Here is a 19,617-nt window from a genome sequence, read left to right as displayed (position 1 = left end):
GGACAAACTCAGAATCATGGTTTCAGCAGCCATTTGCAGATTCAGGAGCGTTCCGTTCTTCAAATAAGCTTATAAATATACTCTTCTATTTCTGCATTTCTTGCGTTAGCAAAGCCTTTGTCGGAACCCACTTTTACAAAACCACATTTCTTTAAAACTTTCTGTGAACCGAAGTTATCAAAAGCTACCCGGGCAAAAAGAGGCCTGGTGCTTTCAATGGTCAAAAACTGCGACAGTGCTTCTGTTGCGATCCCTTTTCCCCAGGACTGCCTGTCAATCCAATACGTAATTTCTGTATCCCCCTCCATCACAAACCGGGCAATACTTCCAACAATCCTATCGCCAAGAAGAATTGTCTGGCTGTTGACTGTCGGGTCGTGCAGCAGCGAGGTGTGTTTCTTTAAATAGGCAGATTTGTCGGACGGATCCTGAGGCATAAAAGCAGCCAGGTAGCCACCTTCTTTATCAAGCTGAAATTGAAACAATAAGTCCAGATCCCCGACTTCTGTTTGCCTGAGTCTTATGTCAATGTGGTCGTTCATCATAGCTGCTTCAGATTTTTGGAGCCCGTGATTGCTTCCGGTTTCCCTGTTATAAATTTAGTAAAATGAATGAGGATTGCGCTACAACGCAGCTACTTGTCTGAGCGCGCAATAAAGCGCTTATATAAACCAGGTAATAAATTTATTATATTGCTCATGTTCCGGCTCCAATACAGCCTGCCCAAATACCTTATATTTTTATAAGTACAATTGACACCATATGGAATCGCAACTATCGACCTGGACCACTGAAAGACCTCAATAAATAATCATCATAGAAAGTAACCACAATGCAATCCGCAGAAATCAAAGCCCTGTTTAAAGCCTGGAAAACCGGGCGGAAACTGTACCTCAACTTTTTCAACGACTATTCGCCCGAACAACTCAACAAGATCCCGCAGGGCTTTTCCAACAACCTCATTTGGAACATGGGGCACGCCATTATTACCCAGCAAAAGGTGATATACAAAGGATCCAATCTGGAGGGCTATGTCTCCGACGACTTATTCCAGAAGTACCAGTCGGGCACTAAACCCGCTGAACCCGTATCAGAAGAAGAGATAGGCGAATTAAAGACACTGCTGCTGTCTCTCATCGAAAGAACAGAAAACGACTATGACGCCAATATTTTTAAGAGTTATACAGAGCGGGTTACCGGAACCGGCTTTCATCTGTCGAGTATTGAAGACGCGTTCCAGTGCAATAATATTCACGAAGGACTGCATCTCGGCTACATGATGAGCATCCGGAAATTTGTTTAAGTTTGATATCTAACAGCCAAAGACCAACAGTAAAAAATGCAATACCAAGACCGTGAAAACATGATAAGCAACTATATCGGCGCGTATAATCAGTTCGATATAGACGGAATGACCGCTGACCTTGCAGACAACCTTGTTTTCGAAAATGTGCAGGATGGCAAGGTCACCATGTCGCTGACCGGCCTGGATGCCTTCCGCGAGCAGGCTGAACAGGCCAAAGCCTATTTTTCAGAAAGGAAGCAGGAGATCCGTTCTATCCGGCACTCAACTGACAGCACGGAGGTCGAGATCGGCTACCGCGCCGTTTTAGCCATCGACTTTCCCAACGGACTAAAGAAAGGTCAGGAGCTGAACTTATCAGGAAGATCTGTATTTGCCTTTCGGGATGGCAAAATAGTTAAACTGACAGACCTCAGCTGAAAGCTGTGCTCCTTTTCACCGATACTTATCCGGCCAATGAGGGACTGGCTTCCCCCGGTACCTGGTCCGCAAGCCGCTGTCATAGCAGTGGCAGAACCTCTATTTTAGCGTGGCCATCCTGCTAAGAAGAACATCTTTTGCCGAACCTTCTCTGAGACATGTGCGAGACTGGTTCGAGACTAGTGTGTTCACGGGCTGATCGGCATGTATCCCGGCTTCGACGCCGCTTCGATTTTTCTTCGAATGGCATCGACGCCGGATCGAATGAGCATCGAAGAAAAATGATAGAAATGGCGCATATGTCTGCCGGCAGTCCCGAACTGATCTCAGGTCGCAGGCGCGCTTTTTCCTAAAGTTCGATGTCTTTTTTATTGAAATCCTTTTATGACCAGACAGAATAGACTATTTACGATAATTTTATCGCTAAGTTTTTCCATTAAGGGCGGTTTTATTATTGCTCTAACTTTTTTAATTCTTCTCTAAACAGTCCTTCGAAATAATCTAAGGCAGTCCATTTAATCACTATCCCTAGGTTATTAGGGATTTTTGTTAAAGCAAATGGTGCGACCGAGTTAGTATTAAAATGAACCGGTCCTTGTACAACATGCTGAGGCCCTGCAAATAATATTCCAAGGAGGAGAAAGCGTCGTGCGCCTAGGTGGGTGCCCTGATCTGACACATACCCATGTTCATTGACTAGAAATACCGGGGATCCGCTTGAACCTGGAAAACATGCTGCATCAATCAAGAATTGTTTCTTTCCTAGATAATCCCGGTTGGGGTGCGTGGCCGTAATACCCCTTCTGAAAATAGGCTTGTTGTTTGCTTGATCCCAAAGTCCGTTTGGGTAACCTACCATTATCACGTCTTCAACGGTCTGAAAGTGTCGGAGTTGCGATTCGTTCGGAACAAGTGATGCGTCGAGTGCAGTATAAAACACATTGATTCCACTCGCGTTTAAGCTTTTTATAATCTGCGCTATTGGCATTGCGCACAAATCAATCTCCGGGTCTGGATGTAACTTCCATGCTTTTTCAGATTCCTGAATAATAATTTTATGTGAGTAACTGTCAATCGGATTTCCTTCTTTATCTGCTAAAGTAAACACTATGGTAGAGGATGAAGCACCACGTATGACATGTTTGTTGGTGATTAGTGTCGGGCAACATTGGTTACCTGTATGACAGAAATTGAAGAAGAATCCTGAACCAACCGATTGATTTCCGTCAACAAGGACCGACTCTATTCTTACTGTACAATATGATAAGAAGTCAGATCTTGAATTAAAATTGCTCATGTGATAAAATTTAAACGTTTACAAAAGCAATGAACGCTTTGTAAACAGTCACGCGTGGCTTCAGTTTCAAATCTACTTCTAGTATAGGATAGTTGTATCCGCCCGAGCAACTACATGTTACCAGCCTCGACTAGTTTCTTAAAGTTTTGGGGATAGAGATCGCGAATATTCTTATGATTAATGGTCATTATATTTTGCAGGACATGTTTTAACCACTGCAGAGGATTGACGGTATGTTTCTTACAGATAGCAAAGAAGGAATAGATCATGCCTGCCCTGGTCGCCGCATCGTGACTTCCTGCAAAGAGGTAGTTCTTCCGACCCAGAGAAATAGGTCTCAGGGCATTTTCGATGAGGTTGTTATCAATCAATAAACTTCCATCCTGCAGATAAGCGCTTAACTTATCCCAACGCTCCATGGCATAGCGCATGGCTTTACCGATCTGACTTTTGGGTAAGGTGTTCTTCACCTCATGAAAGATCCATTTTCCCAGTTCATTGATTGCCGGAAGTGATTCATCCAGACGAAGCGCTTTGGTCTGCTCTGCACTGAGTCCTTCCTCTTTTGCCTTGCGCTCTACTGCATATAAAGCCTGGATAAGCGACAACGCTTTAGTTGCCCTGGTCTTATCATTGTCCAGTGCCCGTTCAAACTCCCGCCTGGCATGCGCCCAGCAGGCTACCGGTGTTACCTCTGTCCGCTGGCCTATCTTTTGGTAAACGGCGTACCCGTCACTCTGAAGGTACCCTCTAAAGTGTTTGAGCATGTCGGTAGTAGCTGCCGCACCCCGCGTAGGCTGATAGTCCATTAATACCAAACCATCCAAAGGAGAATGGTACACCCAATACCACCCCATATGGGCAGCGCCTTTTTTATCACTTTCCAGTACTTTTATACTGGTTTCATCGACCTGTAAATATCCTTTGGCTTTGATGTCAAACTTGAGTTGCTGATAAAGTGGTTCAAGCCTTTCCAGTGCCTGTTTGACCCAGCCTTCAATACTAGAGGAGGCTATGGGGATGTTCTCCCGGGCGAAGCGCTGCTTCTGCCGGTATAGAGGGAGATGATCCATATACTTATCGGTGAGGATCATGGCCAGCAGTCCTGCTCCTGGTATCCCTTTATCAATCACTCGTTCAGGGAGCTCTCCGGTTTTTACTCCTTTACCGTTTTTAGCCGCATATTTATAACGAATGTAGCGGCGAATGAAGAAGCGGGCAGGCTCACACTCCAGCTCTTCGGTCACCTCTTTACCAATACAGACCATATCAGAGAGATCTCCTTCAGGGTGGATCTCGATTTCTTCTACCGGTAAGTGCGCAGGCAAGGCAGCGCGGCCTTTATGCGAAGACTGCTTCTTACGGGTATAGGTGATCTGTTCCTTGATTTCTTCCTGCTGGATGGCTTCTTCTTCTGGCTGAGCTTCAAAAGGCAGTACGCCCTGGGCTGGATCGCCTTCAAAGCGTTCACGCTTCTGGCCGAACTGCAAGCGTTCTAAAAGACCGACACGGGCTTTGAGGTAGGTGTTTTCTTCCTGAAGAGAGGAGGCGGCTTTTTGATGGGTTTCTACGGCCTTTTGTTCTCGCTTCAAAAGAGCGATCAATTCCTCTTTTGAGAGGTGTTCCAGTGCCGTATCCATGACGTGAAAATACATAAAAAAGCGCGTTTATGCAAGAAAGAAGGCGCTTTTTTAGAACTGAAAGCGTCGTAATTGCCGGCTCTTCTGAACCTGTATTCCCTCAATCATCAGCACCAGATCTGCCCAGCTCAGCTGCTCCTTTTTAGGAGTGGGAAAAGTGCCCTGTTCGAGCCGCTTATAGTAAAGAACGAAGCCTCCGTGCTCCCAGTGCAAAAGTTTAATATGGGTACGCCCCAGGTTGAGAAACACGAAGACTTCTCCCGAAGATACTTCCCTTTTGAGCTCCGAGGTGACCAGGCCGCAAAGGCCATCAAAACTTTTACGCATGTCACAATTCCCCTGGTAGAGGAGGAACCGGTGAGAAGAGTTCAGGCTGAACATTAATACAGATGGATGAGCTAGAAATGATTTTCAGATCTGAAGTTGGTACTTTAATCCGCACGCCGTTAGGGTAGCTAACCTCTATGGCATCTACCGATCCCGCCGGAGGGACTAAGGGGATAAAACCTTTCTTCTTTTCCGATTCTTTGCTGCGGGACACCCAGTAGGCAAAGGTCGCCACTTTCATTCCTAAACCTTTACAGAACTCTTTTTGCGATAGTCCACTTTGGCGCCAGCGCTCCACTTCTGCCTTCATTCTTTCTCTTTGATCCATTACGTTTATCTTTATCGTACAGACAAAGTAAAGCCCTTAAGAAATAGAGGTCAAGATGGGGTTGGTCGGGCGGATACGGATAGTTCAAAGCGTTATTGTAAGTCAAAAACGCCAGTAGAAGAGTTTCGGTTGAAAGTAATAACAATGCGATAATCATCTTGGAGTTACTGCGCTTAAAGCGAGGACATGTATCTGTGTTAGCGCCTGCGTGCTACCTCTGCTACAGGCATCTCAACTTACGATGCCTAATGGAGAGCAACTGTAGAAGAAGTTTGAGACGCTAGGTACATTTAAGAAGGCTGGCCGGTGAGGCATCGGTTTTACTAGGGTCGTATTATAATACTCTTTAGATTGGTAAATACTTGACACTGTTCGGGGCATGTATCAAGTCGGGAAAGAACTATTTTCGTGCGTTCGGCAACTACACTTATCACAGCATCAACTACCCCTTCATATTCTTCCTAAAAATCACCACACCTTTCCTTTTTTACTCCCTCCATAATAGTCATTTGTGGTCGGTCTAACTTTCAGTAAATCAGCTTTCTGGTCTCCGTTTTTGCTGTCGAGGCCGATGTATACCAGACCTAGCTTTTTAACTATACCAGCTCATACAAACTTGCTTCTCAAGGAAGATTTAATTTACCTTTAGATTTTTCATTTTAAACTAACAATTAAATGACCGATGATAGGGATTTATCTTATCTATCCTGGTTACAATAGTATTTCTGCCATCCCGAACCTGAAATGAATCACAACTTTTCTCATATGGAAATATCACAAGCTAGTTACTCAAAAAACCTTCCTTATTACCAGCAAATTTACGACTACTTCAAAAGACAAATTCATTACGGCAAGTTGCTGCCCAACCAAAAGCTGCCTCCTGAGTCGCAGTTGAAGGACCAGTTCAAGGTCTGCCGATCTACGATCCACAAAGCGCTGGAACACTCAAAAACCATGGGACTTCTATATTCGATTCCGCGCAAGGGGTATTATGTAGCGAGCGGAGTGCCACCCGTCATTCTTGCGTCCCTTGCCAAGCCGGATTATCCCTTTGTGCGGCTCGTATCGCTAAAGCCCCGGATCCCTTCCAATACATTCCACCCCTTCTACCGGCTCGATGTTGAAATCCCGTTTGAGTCGGAGGTTCTTAGAACCCGTTTTGAGAAGGCCTTTGCGGGCGGCTGCCATCCCTTGCTTAAAGTAGAGCCAGCAGCTGTGTATATGCGCAAGCTGAAGAGCATGGTGCTGAGCAGCCTGAAATATCTCCACGGCCTGAAGATCAGTTCTTCTCAATTAACATTGGTACCGGGAGAGTATGATGCATACCGAAATGTGCTGGCTCTTTTAACACGAGGCGAAGGGGGTATATCATCATGCGAAGCTCCTGTAACCAATACCTTCAAAAAATGACTTTGGACCAGGGCTTCAAGGTGAAGCTCATTCACGCAGCTTCTGAAGAAGCATTCCTGAGCCGTACAGCTGTCGTGCTCAAGAAAGTCCTGCCCAGGGCCATCTATGTTGAATCACGATGCGACTATACCTATGGCACACCTCTTTCCGATCGGGCAAAAGATGACTTGCTGGCGCTTGCCCGCCATTATCACATTCCTTTAATTGAGGTGGATTATGACCGGGAGCTGGATAGCGGTGACTTTCAGCCTATTTTCTTTAAAAATCCGGGCTCGGTGATCTATATCAGCTGTGTGAGCAAGACACTCGACGTCTTGTTTGATCTGAAGCTGGTCCTTGCCGCTACTGACGTAATAGCATCCCTGCGGCATCTTAATGAGAGCTGGAGTCTGGTGAGAGAACGCTGCGTACAGGCATATGCAGCGGTACTGAAGCCAGAGTTTCTGGTGACAGAGGTGGTGCGGATGCGCCGCGATCTTGCTCTTACCCGCAGCGTTCTCGAAGAGGAACTGGTGCAACAGGTAGACAAACAGGTATCCTGTTTTTTCCCGGTTGCAGGAGCCTCCATCATGTTCCATTTGCCTTTCAAGGTCAACGAGCGCCTTTTGCTGACCCGCCTTCAGGAGTGCGGAATCTGCCATCGGCAGCTTCAGTCTTTCTGCACGGTTGATATGCCGTTTAAGATGTTAAAAATCTTCTTTTCTGCTATGCCTGGATGCGCAGCGCGAAAACTCGCCCGCACCCTCAGCCAGATAATTAACGAATCTGTTCAATTCTCAACTATCTAATATCATGACCCAATGCTTGATGCAGCAGCAGTTCAGCTTGCTTGAGGAGGGGCAGCGTCAGCTCAAACTCCAGCTCGAGAAGATCCTCGAGGCAATCCAAAACTTATACAAGCCGCAGGAGCCGGCACGGTCGCGGCAGGAGGAACGCCTTCGCGCACTACTGGGAAAGCCCTGGCTTGACAGCCAGGAAGTGATGCTGCTGCTGGGTATCTCCAGGCGACAGCTTCAACGCCTGCGCTACAGCGGTGTGCTCCGGTACAGCTCCCAGAGCGGAGGCAAATGCTGGTATCACAGTCGTGAGGTGGAGCAGTATATGGAGAGCCAGAGCCGGCAGTCCCGGGACCCGTTACTAAAAGATAATCCCTATTTAAAATAGAGCCATGCTTTACCGCTGCTTTCACAGGTCTTCGCCTGGTGGCCGTCGTTTTGCCGTCAGTTCGCCGTCGATTGACCGTCGTTTTGCCGTCCCTTTGCCGTTTCTGCTTCGTTCCTTGTTCGTTCCTTGTTCGTTCCTGCTTCGTCGTTTTGTCGTCGTCTGGCCGTCGTTTTGCCGTCGCTGCTTCGTCGCCGGACTTACGGGGAGTAAAAAAACAGGCAAAGAACCGGTGGTGCAGGTACGGCTCAGGACATGCTCAAAACTGCTGCAGGTACTAAGCTGGGGCAGTTCCAGGGATGCTAAGCGGCACCAAATGGCACCAAACGGCACCATCCGGCACCGTTATTTCCACTCGCCGTGTGGCGGTTCTACTTTTGGTTCAGAGGCGGAGCTGATACTAGTCAAGGCTTTGGGCCTCAGGAATTAACAGAGTTTTAACCATTTAAATTTTAAACATTATGGGAAGTTTTTTTAAAGGCCTGATGGGCGGATTTTCAGGGAAAGTAGGAAACCTGATCGGCAGTAGCTGGAAGAGCATTGATTACATGCGGAGTTTACCAAAGAAGTCGTCAAAGGCGGCATCCGAGAAACAGCTGAAACAGCAGCTGAAGTTTGCCCTGGCGGTGGATTTCATGCGGCCAATCAGCAAGCTGGTGAATCTGGGCTATATCGCCGAATCCAAAGACAAGGTATCGGGTTACAATGTGGCCGTCAGCCAGGTGCTGCACGAGGCCATCAAGGGCGTATATCCCACGTTCGAGATTGATTACCCGAAGGTGAAGATCAGCAGGGGAATTCTGGCCCCAATGAGTAATCAGGGTGCGCAGAGCATCATCAGCAATACGCTTGAGGTAATCTGGCGGAACAATACGGTGGATGAGGACCTGGCTCACGACGATGATCAGCTCATGCTGCTGGTGTTCAATCCGGTCAAAAACCGCTACATCTACAAGGAGAACGTGGCCTTGAGGAAGGATGGAAAGGTGAGCCGGGAAGTGCCAAAGGATTTCTGCGGGGATCCCGTGCACGTGTACGGTGCTTTTGTGAACCGCGACCGCAACATGGTTTCCAACAGCACCTACCTGGGTGAGGTAGTTATTTCCTAAGAGGAGTGCCGCGGAGCAATCCGCGGCATCCTTTAACCGACACTAAATAGAACGAGATGAATACAAAATTGAACCAACTGAACCGGAGCATCTGCCTGGTTTGCAATCGTGAATGGCTGACACTGATCTTTGCCTTCGCGATTTTCTGTTTGTTTCCCCGCCTGGCCCGGCAGCTGGACGTAACGGCGGCACCCATTGATGTGGGGGCTCTCAGCGCGGTCATTATGGCCATTCTTGCCTTTCTGGTCTTCAAGGCTGTTACCTGGGGCATCATCCGCCTGATCTGGCCCGTGTTTGCCAGCTATTCAGAGAACCAGTTCAATGAGGAGTTCCTCTCGCTCAGTGAGCTGCAAAAGGTGCTGATCTACCTGGGCTTCTACCTGCTGCTACTAATGGGTTTTGTGGGGACGCTGGCGGCCGTATTGTAAAAGGCACTGGGGCAGCATAGGATAAAACAATAAAAGAAAGGAAAACAATGAAAACGTTATTCATTATTCTGACAGGCTTACTCGCGATAGCAGGCTTTCAAAAAGGCGCAGAACCGGCTGCCGGTATACGATCAATCTACCGCGCAGAAGTAGGGGTGCGGGAGGAAACCGGCCGTAATGACGGTTCCCGGGTGGAAGAGTACCTCCGGTACGTAGGCCTGAAGAAAGGCCAGCCCTGGTGTGCCTCCTTTGTGTGCTGGGCACTGGGGAAGGCTGGTATTGACAATCCCCGCTCGGGCTATTGCCCAAGGCTATTTGGGCGGGATAAAGTGGTTTGGGAACGGAGGCGGGGCGTGGGAGAGCTCAACCTCGCTTCATACGATGGAGGTCCGGTAGTTGGGAAGACAGAGGCTGGTTCAGACGACAGTGCCATGGTGTTCGGACTGTATTATGCAGAGAAGGGCCGAATTTCGCATGTCGGCTTTGTCGATGCCTGCGACGGCAAGTACATCATCACGGTGGAAGGCAATACCAACGAAGCCGGCAGCCGGGAAGGGGATGGCGTGTACTGCAAAAGAAGGCTGCTGAGTTCGGTCTATCAGATCGCCTGCTACAAACGGCATTCACGAACTGCGCTGAGAAACCCGGCTGAAAGAAGACTGAATGCCCTTGTGCGTTAGTAAATGCAACAAAACTGAAGGCTCATACTTCAACACCATGAAACGACCAATTCACCATCCTATTCAAATGAAGGGGGCAGCTTTACAGCTCATGCTCCTTGCATCCCGTACCCTGCCATGAACACACGAACCGCTATTCTTATCTTATCAGCAGGGGCCGCCCTGCTGATGCCCCTTGCTTCCTGTACCCTGCTGCACCGGCAACACTCCGAGAGCAGAACCGAATCAACGGATTCATTACGACTCTTACGCCAGGCAAGCGCTGGTTTGCACCAAAGCGATCAGCATATTCAACTGCGCTGGCTTCGCGATTCCTCCTCATCCGAATCATTTGTAGAGATCATCCCTTCAGGAAACTTTGAGTTTTCTCCTCAACAGGGCTTTAAGGGACAAGCCCGGAGCATCCGCATGTACGGAAGACAACAAAAGGGAAGCCAGTTGCGCGACTCAACTGTCAGCAATTCCTCTCTTAATGCTTCTAAAGAACAGAAAGAAGAGCAGAAGGCTTCGCACAGTCAGAAGCAGCAGCAGGAGCGCAGCGAGAAAAAGAAAGCAGCTCTGCCGTTTTGGTTCTGGATGCTACTGATCATCCCTGCTATCCTGCTTGTTCGTCCCATTGTTAAACGATTTCTTTAACCCATTCCTCATTTCTTCATTTTATGGCTCGTCCTACAAAATCCAGTCTAGATTACTTCAACCTCGACTGCGTGCAAGATGACAATCTGAACTTCATTGAAGCCAGGCATGGTGTGCTTGGCTTTGCCGTGGTGGTAAAGCTCTGGCAAAAGATCTACCGCAACGAAGGCTACTACCTGTCCTGGAAAGAAATCAACCTTTATCTCTTTGCCAGAGAGATCGGTCTGGAGGCGGAGATCATCCAGCAAGTGCTTGACTCCTGCATGCAGCCTGGGATCGGGATCTTTAGCAAGGATCTCTACGAACAGTACGGCATCCTCACTTCCCACGGCATTCAGAAGCGCTGGCTTCGGATTGTAAAAGATGCGCGGAGACGCGATGTGGACATTCTGCCTGAATATAACCTGCTGGAGGAAGGAGGAGTTATTGAGGGGAATTTACGGGAAGATTACGGGAATGTTCCGGAAAATTCCGGAAGAAACCCTGAAGAAACTACACAAACGATATTAAACGATAATAAAGTAAAAGAAACGATAAAAGAAGAAAAAGAAAAAGAAGAAAACGCTGCTGGCGCAGCTACTCATCCGGGAGGGATAGAAGAAAGAAAAAAGCTTTTTTTGAAAAAATGGTTGCGGCGGCGCGGGCGGGGGAGGGAGAGGGGCCGGGCCCGGGGGGGCGGGCGGCGCTTCCAAACAGCAGCCGAAATATCCGGAAGAAATGCTGCAGGCGTTCTTCCGTTACTGGACAGAATGCAACGAAAAGGGGCGCAAGATGCGCTTTGAAATGCAGCCGGTGTTCGACATGAAGCTGCGCCTGGCTACCTGGAAAGCCAATGGCGAGCGCTTCAAACAGCGATGGCCACAAGTGCGCGGGACCACAAGAACGCTATTCCCGAATGGCTGCGAACCCGGACAGCATCCCCAGGGATACGGAAAACTGTGAAGCAGCTGTCAGCCTTTGAGCAATCAGGGAAAATGGAATACCAGATTGCCGAGAGCGAGGACCCCAAGCCAATACCTAATTGCTAATTACCAATAGCTGTCGGCTGAAAGCCGACAAAGCCGAACCATCTCACAACCCACAACATACAACACGCAACTCGAATGCAAGACTACGAACACATCCAACTAAGCGAGGAAGAAGTCGCAGAAGCGCTGCGGCAGGCACGCAAGGCCAAACACTTCCGTGAAGAGGCGCTTCGCTATCAGGAGTCCCTGAACCGGAAGCCCGAATATCCGAAATTTACAGCGCGGGAGCTGTACCAGCTGGCTATGCAACAGGCCAGGCAGCAGATACCGGTCTTCCAGGTTGATGAAGGGAACCGGGCGATCGTCCGGTTGCTCGCGCTATACTTTGCCGGCGATCCGGCCTTCGAAGAAGGCGACTACCGCCTGAACAAAGGCATCCTGTTGCTCGGCCCGGTGGGTTGCGGCAAGACCTCGCTGATGCGGGCCTTTGCCCTGAACTCCCACAATGCCTTTGCAGTAGTGAGTTGCCGCAGGGTGAGCGATGATTACTCCAGCCATGGAGCCGAAGCGCTCAAGGCCTACTCGACACTGAAGCCGGCGTATCCTCACCAGTATTTCGGACAAACAGGCATCGGCTACTGCTTTGACGACCTGGGCACCGAGAGCAGCAGAAAGCACTACGGCAATGAGATGAACGTCATGGCAGACATTATCCTGAACCGCTACGAGCAGCTGAGCCTGAAAGGTAAGACACACTTCACGGCCAACCTGGATGCAGACCAGATTGGGGAACAATACGGATCAAGGGTTCGATCCAGACTCAGGGAGATGTGTAACGTGATTGCCTTTGAAGGAGGGGCGGCGGATAGGAGGGGCTAGTCATAAAACTTTTTATTCCTTATGCTACAGGATGCAGGCGCTGGATTTCTGCTTTGAACTCTCCAGGGAAACGGTAGCCAGCTCTATTTTTCCTGGGAACAGGAGTCCTTCGTGCGAAAAAAAGTTGGCCCCGGAGTTACGAGGTAATAAATGGGGATCCTGTTCAGGAATCGCGGAGAAGTTGTTTTTGTAAAGAAAGATGATGGGGTTTTTTTATCCGACCGATGGGGTTACTTCGTATACAGTAATAATTCTGGACGTCACTTACAAGACACACAGGTGTATCCTTAATAATGTTAATAACTTTTCTTGACCACATCTTAATTAATTTCAAAATTTGATTACTTAAAAAAAGATATCTAAGCCGATATTCTATTATTAAACCTTTTAGTACACCAGACATTGCAAGACCAAGCCTTCGTTGAGATAGGGAAGATAGCCCTTGAGGAAATGGGAAATAAGGAGCCATATCAGCTTTTTATACAAAATATGTTCCCCGATAAAAGTAACTACAAGATGATTCTGCCGGTATTCGAACTAAAAGAAGAGGACGGAACTTATCAATGCTGTTATCGCGACATTGAAGTAGAAAATGTAAATAAGGAGAATTATTTGAAGTATGCGTACAGAAAGGGGGCGGCTCGCGGCGGAGATATCACATTCACGACGAAATTTGGAGATGTGGACAAGAAGCTAAAAACTTTGGTTGAAAACCAGTTTAAGGCTTTGCTCGCACGATTTTCGGATAAGAGTCAGCAAGAGTATCTGCTATTTAAAGAAGTCTACGACTATTTTTTGACAAAAGAATCTTTCGAACAGGTGAAAGCTGAATTGTCTTCCATATATGATAGTCTCCCTAAGGAGGAGAAAATGTCGTCGGGGCTAAGTATGCTCCTGATCGTGGACGGTCATAAAAAGTACCTCGCTGACTTCGAAATCATAAAGCAAATATTGAGCGCCAATGGTACCGAAGATAAGTCAAAAAAATATAATGTCTCTTCGCTGGGGAAAAATGCCAGGTGTTCAATCTGTCTGAAGGAGAAGGAAGTAGTCTACGGTTTCGCCTCCCCGTTCAAGTATTCCACCGTGGATAAGCCAGGGATGGTGAGTGGTTTTTTCAATCAGGCCAATAACTGGAAGAACTACCCTATTTGTTCGGAGTGTAGCCTGCACTTCGAACTCGGGAGAGCTTACGTAATTAATAATTTAAGCAGTTATTTTTACGGTACAGCTTATTACATTATACCGAAGACAATCTTAAGTAAAGATAGCAAACACCTAAAGAAGGCGCTGAGCAAGTTGACTGGTCTTTATCAAGATCTAAGTAAGACTGGTATCGTTAAGCGAAAGGAAGATGTGCTGGAGAAATATATCGCTCAGGAGAAAGAAGACTATTATAATGTTAATCTTCTTTTTTACGAGGAAAATCCCACGACTAAGGCGATTAAAATAAAACTGCTTTTAGAAGAGATCCTGCCCTCGCGTTTTTACCGGCTTTTTGTAGCGGCTCCCTCCGTTATCAACGACAATCCTTTATATAAGAAGGCATTTTTTGTAAAGAAAGAGCCTCAAGACCTGGTGTTTTCTGTTGGGGTGCTGAAGACTTTTTTGAAGATGATTTTTACGATCTGATCTACCGGATTTTCACCTTGAAGAAGTTTTCGCTAGAAACGCTTTACAGCCGATTTATGGAGGTCATCAGAAGGAATTATAATAAGTTGTCAGCATCCGACTCTGGTTACGTAGAGCCCACTAAACTGACAATTCTTAAAGCACATCTTACGCTTTCGTACTTAGGCGAACTTAATTTGATCGAACAAAATTTACCCGGATATACAATGGAAAAAAGCGAACAAGAAGCCTATAAATCAAGCTTCGATATCGAGAAACTAGTGGCCTTTGTCAACGAGAATAAAGACTTCCTCAACTCCGAAAGTAAGGTGGGGGTCTTTGTAGTCGGTGTACTCGTCAGGCTGGTGCTCAACACTCAGTATGCCAATCTGAAAAATACTCCTTTTGAGAAGAAATTGAGAGGGTATAATCTCAGTGCAGATCTCCTTAGTAGTATTTATTTGGAGGCTTTAAACAAAATATCGCAGTATCACGGTTTTTACGCTTATTCTAGTCTGAAAGAAGTAGTATCCCAGTACTACATCCTCAACACAGAAAAAATACGAAAAATGTCAAACAATGAGCTGTCATTCTACTTCGTTGCCGGAGTTGAATTTGGCAGTAGATTCAAAAATGAACAACCAAAAGATTAGAACCAATCATACAAAAATAGCAGCAAAATGTCTGAATTAATTAAGAACCGAAGTGAAATACTGTTTCTTTACGAAATAGAAAATGCTAACCCCAATGGTGACCCCTTAAATGAAAATCGTCCTCGTTTTGATAATGAGGATGCTTCTGTCATCGTTTCCGATGTTCGCCTGAAGCGTACCATCAGAGATTACTGGTTTGAATACAAAGGGTATGATGGGAAAGGTGATAAAGATATCTTCGTGAGGGAAACCCGCTATTCTGAAGGCGACAAAGAATATGTCTCAGACGGGAAAAGGCGAGCTTTATCGTTTAGCGAAAGCAGAGAGAAAGTACTCAATTCTTGTATTGATATCAGGGTGTTTGGAGGCGTGCTGCCATTGAAAAACGATTCAATCACGCTGACCGGTCCAACACAGTTCCAAATGGGAAGATCGCTTCACAAGACAGAAGTAGTTACCGAACAGGGAACAGGAGCATTTGCGGCAGGGGACAAGAAAAGTCAGGCCACGTTCAGAACGGAGTATAAATTGCCCTACGCCCTCATAGGGTTCAATGGTGTGATCAACGAAAAAGCTGCGCAATATTCACTAATGTCTGAAGACGATAAGAACTTGCTGACTGAGGGAATCTGGGAAGGGACAAAGAATTTGATTTCCCGTTCTAAGTTCGGTCAGAATCCGGTCTTGCTCATAGTGATAAATTACACAGGCTCGTTTTATATCGGAAATCTTCGTCAAAGGCTTCGGATTGAGTCAGAAAAAAATGATCTGGCACTGCGCGGACTTGAGGACTTTCAAATAGACCTTTCCGCTATTCTGGCTGAGCTGAAAGCCAATAGAGATAAAATTGAGTCCGTCGATATAAGAATGGACAACAGACTAAAGACTTTCCCCGAACTGAAAGTAACCGACGGAAAACTTGACTTGAATGCAATTTAATCAGGTACTTATATTTGATATTGAGAGTGAGTACGGGCATTTCAGAAAGTTTAATACGACGACATCCCCGCTCACTTACTCCTTTCCAACACGTCCGGCGCTGGTAGGTCTGCTTAGCGCAATACTAGGTATTGAAAGAGAAGTATCGGCTGGTGTATTTAGTAAAGGGACAGTGCCTCTTTCTGAGCTCTTCGCCAAAAAGTCGGCAGGTATTGCTGTCCAAATTCTAAGGCCAGTTAGCAAAGTGAACATTGCTTTTAACCTCCTGGATACTGAGAAAAGGGCGTCTAGCTTCTTCAATGTCAAGCAGCGAACGCAGGTCGAGTTTGAATTATTAAAAAACCCGATGTTTCGGATTTTTGTGAGCATGGCCGACGACACTCTTTTTAAGAGTCTTTGCGAGAAAGTAAGGAATAACGCTTCGCATTTTACACCATATCTCGGCCTAAGTCAGTTTACCGCTACTATGTGTTACCGCGATGTTGCCAATATCACCGGGGTTGCCACGGATCTTTCGACCGAGGTGGTTAGTGCGGTCAATATCAGTGAATTGGATCAGAATGATCCGATTCAATTTAACTATAGCAGTGATTTTAAATACACGGCAGACACAATGCCGGTTGCAATGAAAAGTGACCGGCAGGTTGTAGAGTATGCGGAAGTAGTGATCGAAACCAACGGGAGATCGATATATGTAAAGTCGGATAATATTAAGAAAGTTGAAGGGTACGGAAATATTATTTTTCTATGAACCTCTACTCCCATCCGGAAAAGCTTTTGATTGATCATCTGCGCGATGTTGCAACCGGCTGTAAGGGGCTTATATCATCGCTGGAACTGTTTGAATCTGACTCTCCACTGAAGCCAGTCATGGTTGATCTCGGATTTTTAATGGGAGCATTCCACGACCTCGGAAAAGGTACGCAGTATTTTCAGCAATATCTACTAGATCCAGAGCATCGGGTGAGCGGTCCAAAGAATCATGCCCTGATTTCTGCCTTATTTGTCAAGGAAGCATCTAAAGTGTTGATGTCGAGGTTTTCGCTGCCTGATCTTGACAAAGAAATCTATTCCCATATGGCCTTTACTGCCGTAAAGCGCCATCATGGTAGGCTGCTCAACTTTGCCGATGAGATGTATGTGAACTTAAAAGGCGAGACGAACGGTAAAGCCCTTATGCTTCAGATTGAAGCTTTTGAAGAAGCGGCTGTTACCGAGATCGTTGATTACTTCGTGTCGGCTCTTTGTATTAATTACAGCTTTTCTGATTTTAAAGCGTATATCCGCTCAGAGGCGTTTTTAGAAGATATGCCCTCTTTTTATGAGGACCGCTTTGAAGATGGAGAGGAATACTGTAAGTTGCCGGCCGGGAAGAGGCTGGAGTACTACTATGTTCATCAATTGCTGTTTGGCTGCCTGCTCCTTGCGGATAAATCTGATGTCATTCTTGATGAGGTAGCATCGCGTACAGTTTATATTCGCCAGCAAGCTGTGCATGAATTCAAACACAGAAAGAAATACGATCAGCCAAAGTCTGTCCTGGATGTCAAAAAGAACGAGGCTTTTGATCTCACCTTAAAAAATGCGGAACTTGTATTTTCGCGAGACGTACATATCTATTCCCTTACTCTGCCTACGGGATTAGGAAAGACTATTACCTCTTTGAGCGTCGCACTTAAGTTAAGGGAACTTTTAGGGGGAAGTTTCCGCCGATTGGTGGTCTGTATTCCGTTTACGTCTATTATTGATCAAAATTTTGAGGTTTACCGCGATATCATTTGCACAGACCGGTCGGACGTGCTGTTGAAGCATCACCACCTGGCAGAACCCGAGTACAAAATGGACGATCAGGTGCTGAACGTAAATAAGGGACAGTTTCTGATTGAAACCTGGCAATCGGAGCTAATCGTCACCACTTTCGTTCAGTTATTTCATTCGACGTACTCTAATGATAAGTCGCTGCTCATGAAATTGCCAAATCTTGCGAACGCGATTGTTATTCTTGACGAAGCCCAGAGTATTCCCTATCAGTATTGGAAGTTAATCCGAAGCACTTTGCAAACCCTGGGTAGTGTATACAACTGTTATTTCATTCTGATGTCTGCCACTCAGCCTCTTTTATTTAAGCCAGAAAAAGAGATCAGGGAACTAGTACCAGGATATAAAAGATTTTTTAAGTACTTCCGGCGCACCCGGCTCATGGTAAGGATACGAGAGAGCATATCTTTATCCGATTTTGCAGAGGTCGTTGAAACATATATCTCGGGCCATACCTGCAAAGACATTCTAATTATCCTGAATACGAGAAAGCATTCAAAGCAGGTTTTTGAACGACTAAGAGAGGTAATCAATCCTGAGGATGATGAAATATACTACTTGTCTACCCTGATTACACCATTTGAGCGTAAAGAAATTATCAGGCGGATTAAGATGTCTTCAGGAAAACGGAAGATAGTGGTATCAACGCAGCTGATTGAGGCGGGGGTGGACATTTCTGTTGATACGGTGTTCAGAAATGTGGCTCCTATTGATTCCATAATACAGGCGGCAGGCCGTGCCAATCGGTATGGGGAGAAGGATAGTGAAGGTGAGGTATATCTGTATGACGTAGAGGAGTTGAAAAAAGCGACGTCTGCTATCTATGGTGTGGATCTGATCCAGAAAACGAAGAATGTGATGCAATCTGTTGACGAAATGCACGAGGAAGAGTATTTGTCGCTAATAGAGCAGTATTATAAGGAAGTAGCTGCTCATGCAGATAATCACCTTTGTAAGTATCTTAACTCGGTGCTCGAGCTTCGTTTTGAAGATGTGAGTGAATTTACACTGATTGAGGAGAGAGAGTCGGAGTCAGTGTTTGTTCAGTTAAATGAACGGGCAAAGGAGGTGTGGGATCAATATACTTCCATTTACCAGGACCGCGCGGCCGGCACATTTGAAAGGAGGGAACGGTTTTCGTTAATTAAAGCCGAATTTTATGACTTTGTGATCAATGTGCCGGTGCCCTGGGGCAAAAAGACCATTGATTTCGACAGCGAGCCGGTTTTGAATTTCTATGTGTCGGATTTGGATCGCCCGAGCGTGTTCTATAAATATGATCCAGATAACTTTGCCAGCAACACGGGCTATCAGGCTGTGAGCACTTTAACTTTTTAATAATGGCACAAGAGATTCATCGGACGGTAGTCCGGTTTCCGGAAATTCATTTAGAAACACGTGATGCGCACAAACTACGTGGATATTTTGGTACTCTCTTTCGGGACCAATCTCCTTTATTGCATAACCATCTTGACAGTGGAGAACTGGCCTATCGTTACCCAATGGTTCAGTATAAAGTACTGGCTGGTGTGCCAACACTGGTAGGGATCAACGAAGGAGCCGAACTGTTGACTGACCTGTTCCTTAAGATAAGATCGTTGGAGCTCAATGGAGAAACTTATGCGGTAAGGGAGAAGAACATAGAAAGCAGCAGGGTTGCTATCGGCTTATCCGACGATTTGCATGGATATCGTTTCGACACACTATGGATGGCTCTCAATCAAAAGAATTATTTTGAATTCATGCAGGGCGACGAGGAGTACCGCGTCAAGCTTTTGAAGGCAGTTCTGACAGGCAACGTTCTCAGCTTTTATAAAGCAATCGGTTATCATGCGGATGCTAAGATTATGATAAACCTGAAGGTGGCAGCACAAAAGGAAACAAAGTTTAAAGATAAAGCCATGATCGCTTTTGACGCCGAGTTCGTGACGAATGCTTTACTTCCGTCTTTTGTGGGAATCGGAAAAGCCGTTTCAAGAGGGTTCGGTACCGTTAGCTCTATATAGAAAG

General features: G+C 46.3%; 23 protein-coding genes. 17 read left to right on the top strand and 6 right to left on the bottom strand.

The genetic code is table 11. The features are described 5' to 3' along the window. Positions 1-59 precede the first annotated feature (59 nt). The gene (locus tag ACES2C_RS01485) at positions 60-545 is read right to left on the bottom strand and encodes a GNAT family N-acetyltransferase (protein WP_374165258.1); all 486 of its coding nucleotides are present in this window, start codon (positions 543-545) and stop codon (positions 60-62) included. Positions 546-832: 287 nt separating this feature from the next. Here ACES2C_RS01485 and ACES2C_RS01480 point away from each other — a divergent pair, with 287 nt between their 5' ends. Together ACES2C_RS01480 and ACES2C_RS01475 are read left to right on the top strand one after the other, a co-directional pair. Continuing rightward, on the top strand, positions 833-1,303 hold the full coding sequence (locus ACES2C_RS01480; RefSeq protein ID WP_374165257.1) for a DinB family protein: 471 nt from the start codon (positions 833-835) through the stop codon (positions 1,301-1,303). Between the two features lie 36 nt (positions 1,304-1,339). Beyond that, the gene (locus ACES2C_RS01475; protein ID WP_374165256.1) at positions 1,340-1,723 is read left to right on the top strand and encodes a nuclear transport factor 2 family protein; all 384 of its coding nucleotides are present in this window, start codon (positions 1,340-1,342) and stop codon (positions 1,721-1,723) included. A 451-nt stretch (positions 1,724-2,174) separates the two neighbouring features. Here the strand turns inward: ACES2C_RS01475 and ACES2C_RS01470 are convergent, their stop codons facing one another. The 4 genes from ACES2C_RS01470 to ACES2C_RS01455 form a co-directional block, all read right to left on the bottom strand. After that, positions 2,175-3,020, bottom strand: a complete 846-nt coding sequence (locus ACES2C_RS01470; RefSeq protein ID WP_374165255.1) for a serine protease — start codon at positions 3,018-3,020, stop codon at positions 2,175-2,177. Positions 3,021-3,130: 110 nt separating this feature from the next. After that, positions 3,131-4,660, bottom strand: coding sequence for an IS66 family transposase (locus ACES2C_RS01465; RefSeq protein ID WP_374166889.1), 1,530 nt, complete (start codon positions 4,658-4,660; stop codon positions 3,131-3,133). Between the two features lie 51 nt (positions 4,661-4,711). Next, positions 4,712-4,987 (bottom strand): IS66 family insertion sequence element accessory protein TnpB, encoded by a 276-nt coding sequence (gene tnpB / locus ACES2C_RS01460; RefSeq protein WP_374165254.1) that lies wholly within the window; start codon positions 4,985-4,987, stop codon positions 4,712-4,714. Position 4,988: 1 nt separating this feature from the next. After that, positions 4,989-5,315 (bottom strand): IS66 family insertion sequence element accessory protein TnpB, encoded by a 327-nt coding sequence (locus tag ACES2C_RS01455; protein WP_374165253.1) that lies wholly within the window; start codon positions 5,313-5,315, stop codon positions 4,989-4,991. Between the two features lie 765 nt (positions 5,316-6,080). On the opposite strand from ACES2C_RS01455, the gene ACES2C_RS01450 reads away from it, so the two are divergent. The 3 genes from ACES2C_RS01450 to ACES2C_RS01440 are packed head-to-tail and all read left to right on the top strand — an operon-like array spanning position 6,081 to position 7,889. After that, positions 6,081-6,725, top strand: coding sequence for a winged helix-turn-helix domain-containing protein (locus ACES2C_RS01450; protein WP_374165252.1), 645 nt, complete (start codon positions 6,081-6,083; stop codon positions 6,723-6,725). After that, positions 6,722-7,513, top strand: a complete 792-nt coding sequence (locus tag ACES2C_RS01445; RefSeq protein ID WP_374165251.1) for a hypothetical protein — start codon at positions 6,722-6,724, stop codon at positions 7,511-7,513. The genes ACES2C_RS01450 and ACES2C_RS01445 overlap by 4 nt, the downstream gene beginning before the upstream one ends. A gap of 4 nt (positions 7,514-7,517) precedes the next feature. Continuing rightward, positions 7,518-7,889, top strand: a complete 372-nt coding sequence (locus tag ACES2C_RS01440; RefSeq protein ID WP_374165250.1) for a helix-turn-helix domain-containing protein — start codon at positions 7,518-7,520, stop codon at positions 7,887-7,889. A 21-nt stretch (positions 7,890-7,910) separates the two neighbouring features. On the opposite strand, the gene ACES2C_RS01435 is transcribed toward ACES2C_RS01440, so the two are convergent. Beyond that, entirely contained in the window at positions 7,911-8,222 is a 312-nt protein-coding gene (locus ACES2C_RS01435; protein ID WP_374165249.1) for a hypothetical protein, read from the bottom strand. Positions 8,223-8,347: 125 nt separating this feature from the next. Between ACES2C_RS01435 and ACES2C_RS01430 the strand changes: the two genes are divergently transcribed. The 12 genes from ACES2C_RS01430 (at position 8,348) to ACES2C_RS01375 (ending at position 19,613) form a co-directional block, all read left to right on the top strand. After that, positions 8,348-8,995: a DUF6266 family protein gene (locus ACES2C_RS01430; protein WP_374165248.1), complete on the top strand. Its 648-nt coding sequence runs from the start codon at positions 8,348-8,350 to the stop codon at positions 8,993-8,995. A 56-nt stretch (positions 8,996-9,051) separates the two neighbouring features. Next, the gene (locus ACES2C_RS01425; RefSeq protein ID WP_374165247.1) at positions 9,052-9,423 is read left to right on the top strand and encodes a hypothetical protein; all 372 of its coding nucleotides are present in this window, start codon (positions 9,052-9,054) and stop codon (positions 9,421-9,423) included. A gap of 47 nt (positions 9,424-9,470) precedes the next feature. Then, the gene (locus ACES2C_RS01420; RefSeq protein ID WP_374165246.1) at positions 9,471-10,103 is read left to right on the top strand and encodes a CHAP domain-containing protein; all 633 of its coding nucleotides are present in this window, start codon (positions 9,471-9,473) and stop codon (positions 10,101-10,103) included. 117 nt (positions 10,104-10,220) lie between these two features. Further along, positions 10,221-10,739: a hypothetical protein gene (locus tag ACES2C_RS01415; RefSeq protein WP_374165245.1), complete on the top strand. Its 519-nt coding sequence runs from the start codon at positions 10,221-10,223 to the stop codon at positions 10,737-10,739. 23 nt (positions 10,740-10,762) lie between these two features. Continuing rightward, the gene (locus ACES2C_RS01410) at positions 10,763-11,521 is read left to right on the top strand and encodes a DUF4373 domain-containing protein (protein WP_374165244.1); all 759 of its coding nucleotides are present in this window, start codon (positions 10,763-10,765) and stop codon (positions 11,519-11,521) included. A 321-nt stretch (positions 11,522-11,842) separates the two neighbouring features. Continuing rightward, positions 11,843-12,586 carry an AAA family ATPase gene (locus tag ACES2C_RS01405; RefSeq protein ID WP_374165243.1) on the top strand — a complete coding sequence of 248 codons (744 nt, stop codon included), beginning with the start codon at positions 11,843-11,845 and terminating at the stop codon, positions 12,584-12,586. Between the two features lie 402 nt (positions 12,587-12,988). Then, a complete protein-coding gene (locus tag ACES2C_RS01400; protein ID WP_374165242.1) occupies positions 12,989-14,218 on the top strand; it encodes a TM1802 family CRISPR-associated protein in 1,230 nt (409 codons plus the stop codon). 17 nt (positions 14,219-14,235) lie between these two features. Beyond that, positions 14,236-14,850, top strand: a complete 615-nt coding sequence (locus ACES2C_RS01395; RefSeq protein ID WP_374165241.1) for a TM1802 family CRISPR-associated protein — start codon at positions 14,236-14,238, stop codon at positions 14,848-14,850. 27 nt (positions 14,851-14,877) lie between these two features. Next, entirely contained in the window at positions 14,878-15,789 is a 912-nt protein-coding gene (gene cas7b, locus ACES2C_RS01390; RefSeq protein WP_374165240.1) for a type I-B CRISPR-associated protein Cas7/Csh2, read from the top strand. Beyond that, entirely contained in the window at positions 15,779-16,540 is a 762-nt protein-coding gene (gene cas5b / locus ACES2C_RS01385) for a type I-B CRISPR-associated protein Cas5b (protein ID WP_374165239.1), read from the top strand. The genes cas7b and cas5b overlap by 11 nt, the downstream gene beginning before the upstream one ends. Beyond that, positions 16,537-18,945 (top strand): CRISPR-associated helicase Cas3', encoded by a 2,409-nt coding sequence (gene cas3, locus ACES2C_RS01380; RefSeq protein ID WP_374165238.1) that lies wholly within the window; start codon positions 16,537-16,539, stop codon positions 18,943-18,945. Before cas5b ends, cas3 begins: the two co-directional genes overlap by 4 nt. 2 nt (positions 18,946-18,947) lie before the next feature. Next, positions 18,948-19,613: a CRISPR-associated endonuclease Cas6 gene (locus ACES2C_RS01375; protein WP_374165237.1), complete on the top strand. Its 666-nt coding sequence runs from the start codon at positions 18,948-18,950 to the stop codon at positions 19,611-19,613. Positions 19,614-19,617: the final 4 nt, after the last annotated feature.

The sequence above is a fragment of the Arcticibacter sp. MXS-1 genome, from assembly GCF_041902385.1.
Taxonomy (GTDB): domain Bacteria; phylum Bacteroidota; class Bacteroidia; order Sphingobacteriales; family Sphingobacteriaceae; genus Arcticibacter.
The sequence above is the reverse complement of the archived record's forward strand: the minus strand, read 5'-3'. Positions and strand labels throughout refer to the sequence as shown.

Excerpts from the sequence above, each read along its gene's own strand:
- cas5b (WP_374165239.1), top strand. The coding sequence starts at position 15,779 with ATGCAATTTAATCAGGTACTTATATTTGATATTGAGAGTGAGTACGGG.
- ACES2C_RS01405 (WP_374165243.1), top strand. The coding sequence starts at position 11,843 with ATGCAAGACTACGAACACATCCAACTAAGCGAGGAAGAAGTCGCAGAA.
- ACES2C_RS01430 (WP_374165248.1), top strand. The coding sequence starts at position 8,348 with ATGGGAAGTTTTTTTAAAGGCCTGATGGGCGGATTTTCAGGGAAAGTA.
- ACES2C_RS01470 (WP_374165255.1), bottom strand. The coding sequence starts at position 3,020 with ATGAGCAATTTTAATTCAAGATCTGACTTCTTATCATATTGTACAGTA.
- ACES2C_RS01450 (WP_374165252.1), top strand. The coding sequence starts at position 6,081 with ATGGAAATATCACAAGCTAGTTACTCAAAAAACCTTCCTTATTACCAG.
- ACES2C_RS01435 (WP_374165249.1), bottom strand. The coding sequence starts at position 8,222 with ATGGTGCCGTTTGGTGCCATTTGGTGCCGCTTAGCATCCCTGGAACTG.
- ACES2C_RS01480 (WP_374165257.1), top strand. The coding sequence starts at position 833 with ATGCAATCCGCAGAAATCAAAGCCCTGTTTAAAGCCTGGAAAACCGGG.
- ACES2C_RS01455 (WP_374165253.1), bottom strand. The coding sequence starts at position 5,315 with ATGGATCAAAGAGAAAGAATGAAGGCAGAAGTGGAGCGCTGGCGCCAA.
- ACES2C_RS01425 (WP_374165247.1), top strand. The coding sequence starts at position 9,052 with ATGAATACAAAATTGAACCAACTGAACCGGAGCATCTGCCTGGTTTGC.
- ACES2C_RS01465 (WP_374166889.1), bottom strand. The coding sequence starts at position 4,660 with ATGGATACGGCACTGGAACACCTCTCAAAAGAGGAATTGATCGCTCTT.
- ACES2C_RS01475 (WP_374165256.1), top strand. The coding sequence starts at position 1,340 with ATGCAATACCAAGACCGTGAAAACATGATAAGCAACTATATCGGCGCG.
- ACES2C_RS01485 (WP_374165258.1), bottom strand. The coding sequence starts at position 545 with ATGATGAACGACCACATTGACATAAGACTCAGGCAAACAGAAGTCGGG.
- ACES2C_RS01410 (WP_374165244.1), top strand. The coding sequence starts at position 10,763 with ATGGCTCGTCCTACAAAATCCAGTCTAGATTACTTCAACCTCGACTGC.
- ACES2C_RS01375 (WP_374165237.1), top strand. The coding sequence starts at position 18,948 with ATGGCACAAGAGATTCATCGGACGGTAGTCCGGTTTCCGGAAATTCAT.
- cas7b (WP_374165240.1), top strand. The coding sequence starts at position 14,878 with ATGTCTGAATTAATTAAGAACCGAAGTGAAATACTGTTTCTTTACGAA.
- ACES2C_RS01440 (WP_374165250.1), top strand. The coding sequence starts at position 7,518 with ATGACCCAATGCTTGATGCAGCAGCAGTTCAGCTTGCTTGAGGAGGGG.
- cas3 (WP_374165238.1), top strand. The coding sequence starts at position 16,537 with ATGAACCTCTACTCCCATCCGGAAAAGCTTTTGATTGATCATCTGCGC.
- ACES2C_RS01415 (WP_374165245.1), top strand. The coding sequence starts at position 10,221 with ATGAACACACGAACCGCTATTCTTATCTTATCAGCAGGGGCCGCCCTG.
- tnpB (WP_374165254.1), bottom strand. The coding sequence starts at position 4,987 with ATGCGTAAAAGTTTTGATGGCCTTTGCGGCCTGGTCACCTCGGAGCTC.
- ACES2C_RS01420 (WP_374165246.1), top strand. The coding sequence starts at position 9,471 with ATGAAAACGTTATTCATTATTCTGACAGGCTTACTCGCGATAGCAGGC.
- ACES2C_RS01445 (WP_374165251.1), top strand. The coding sequence starts at position 6,722 with ATGACTTTGGACCAGGGCTTCAAGGTGAAGCTCATTCACGCAGCTTCT.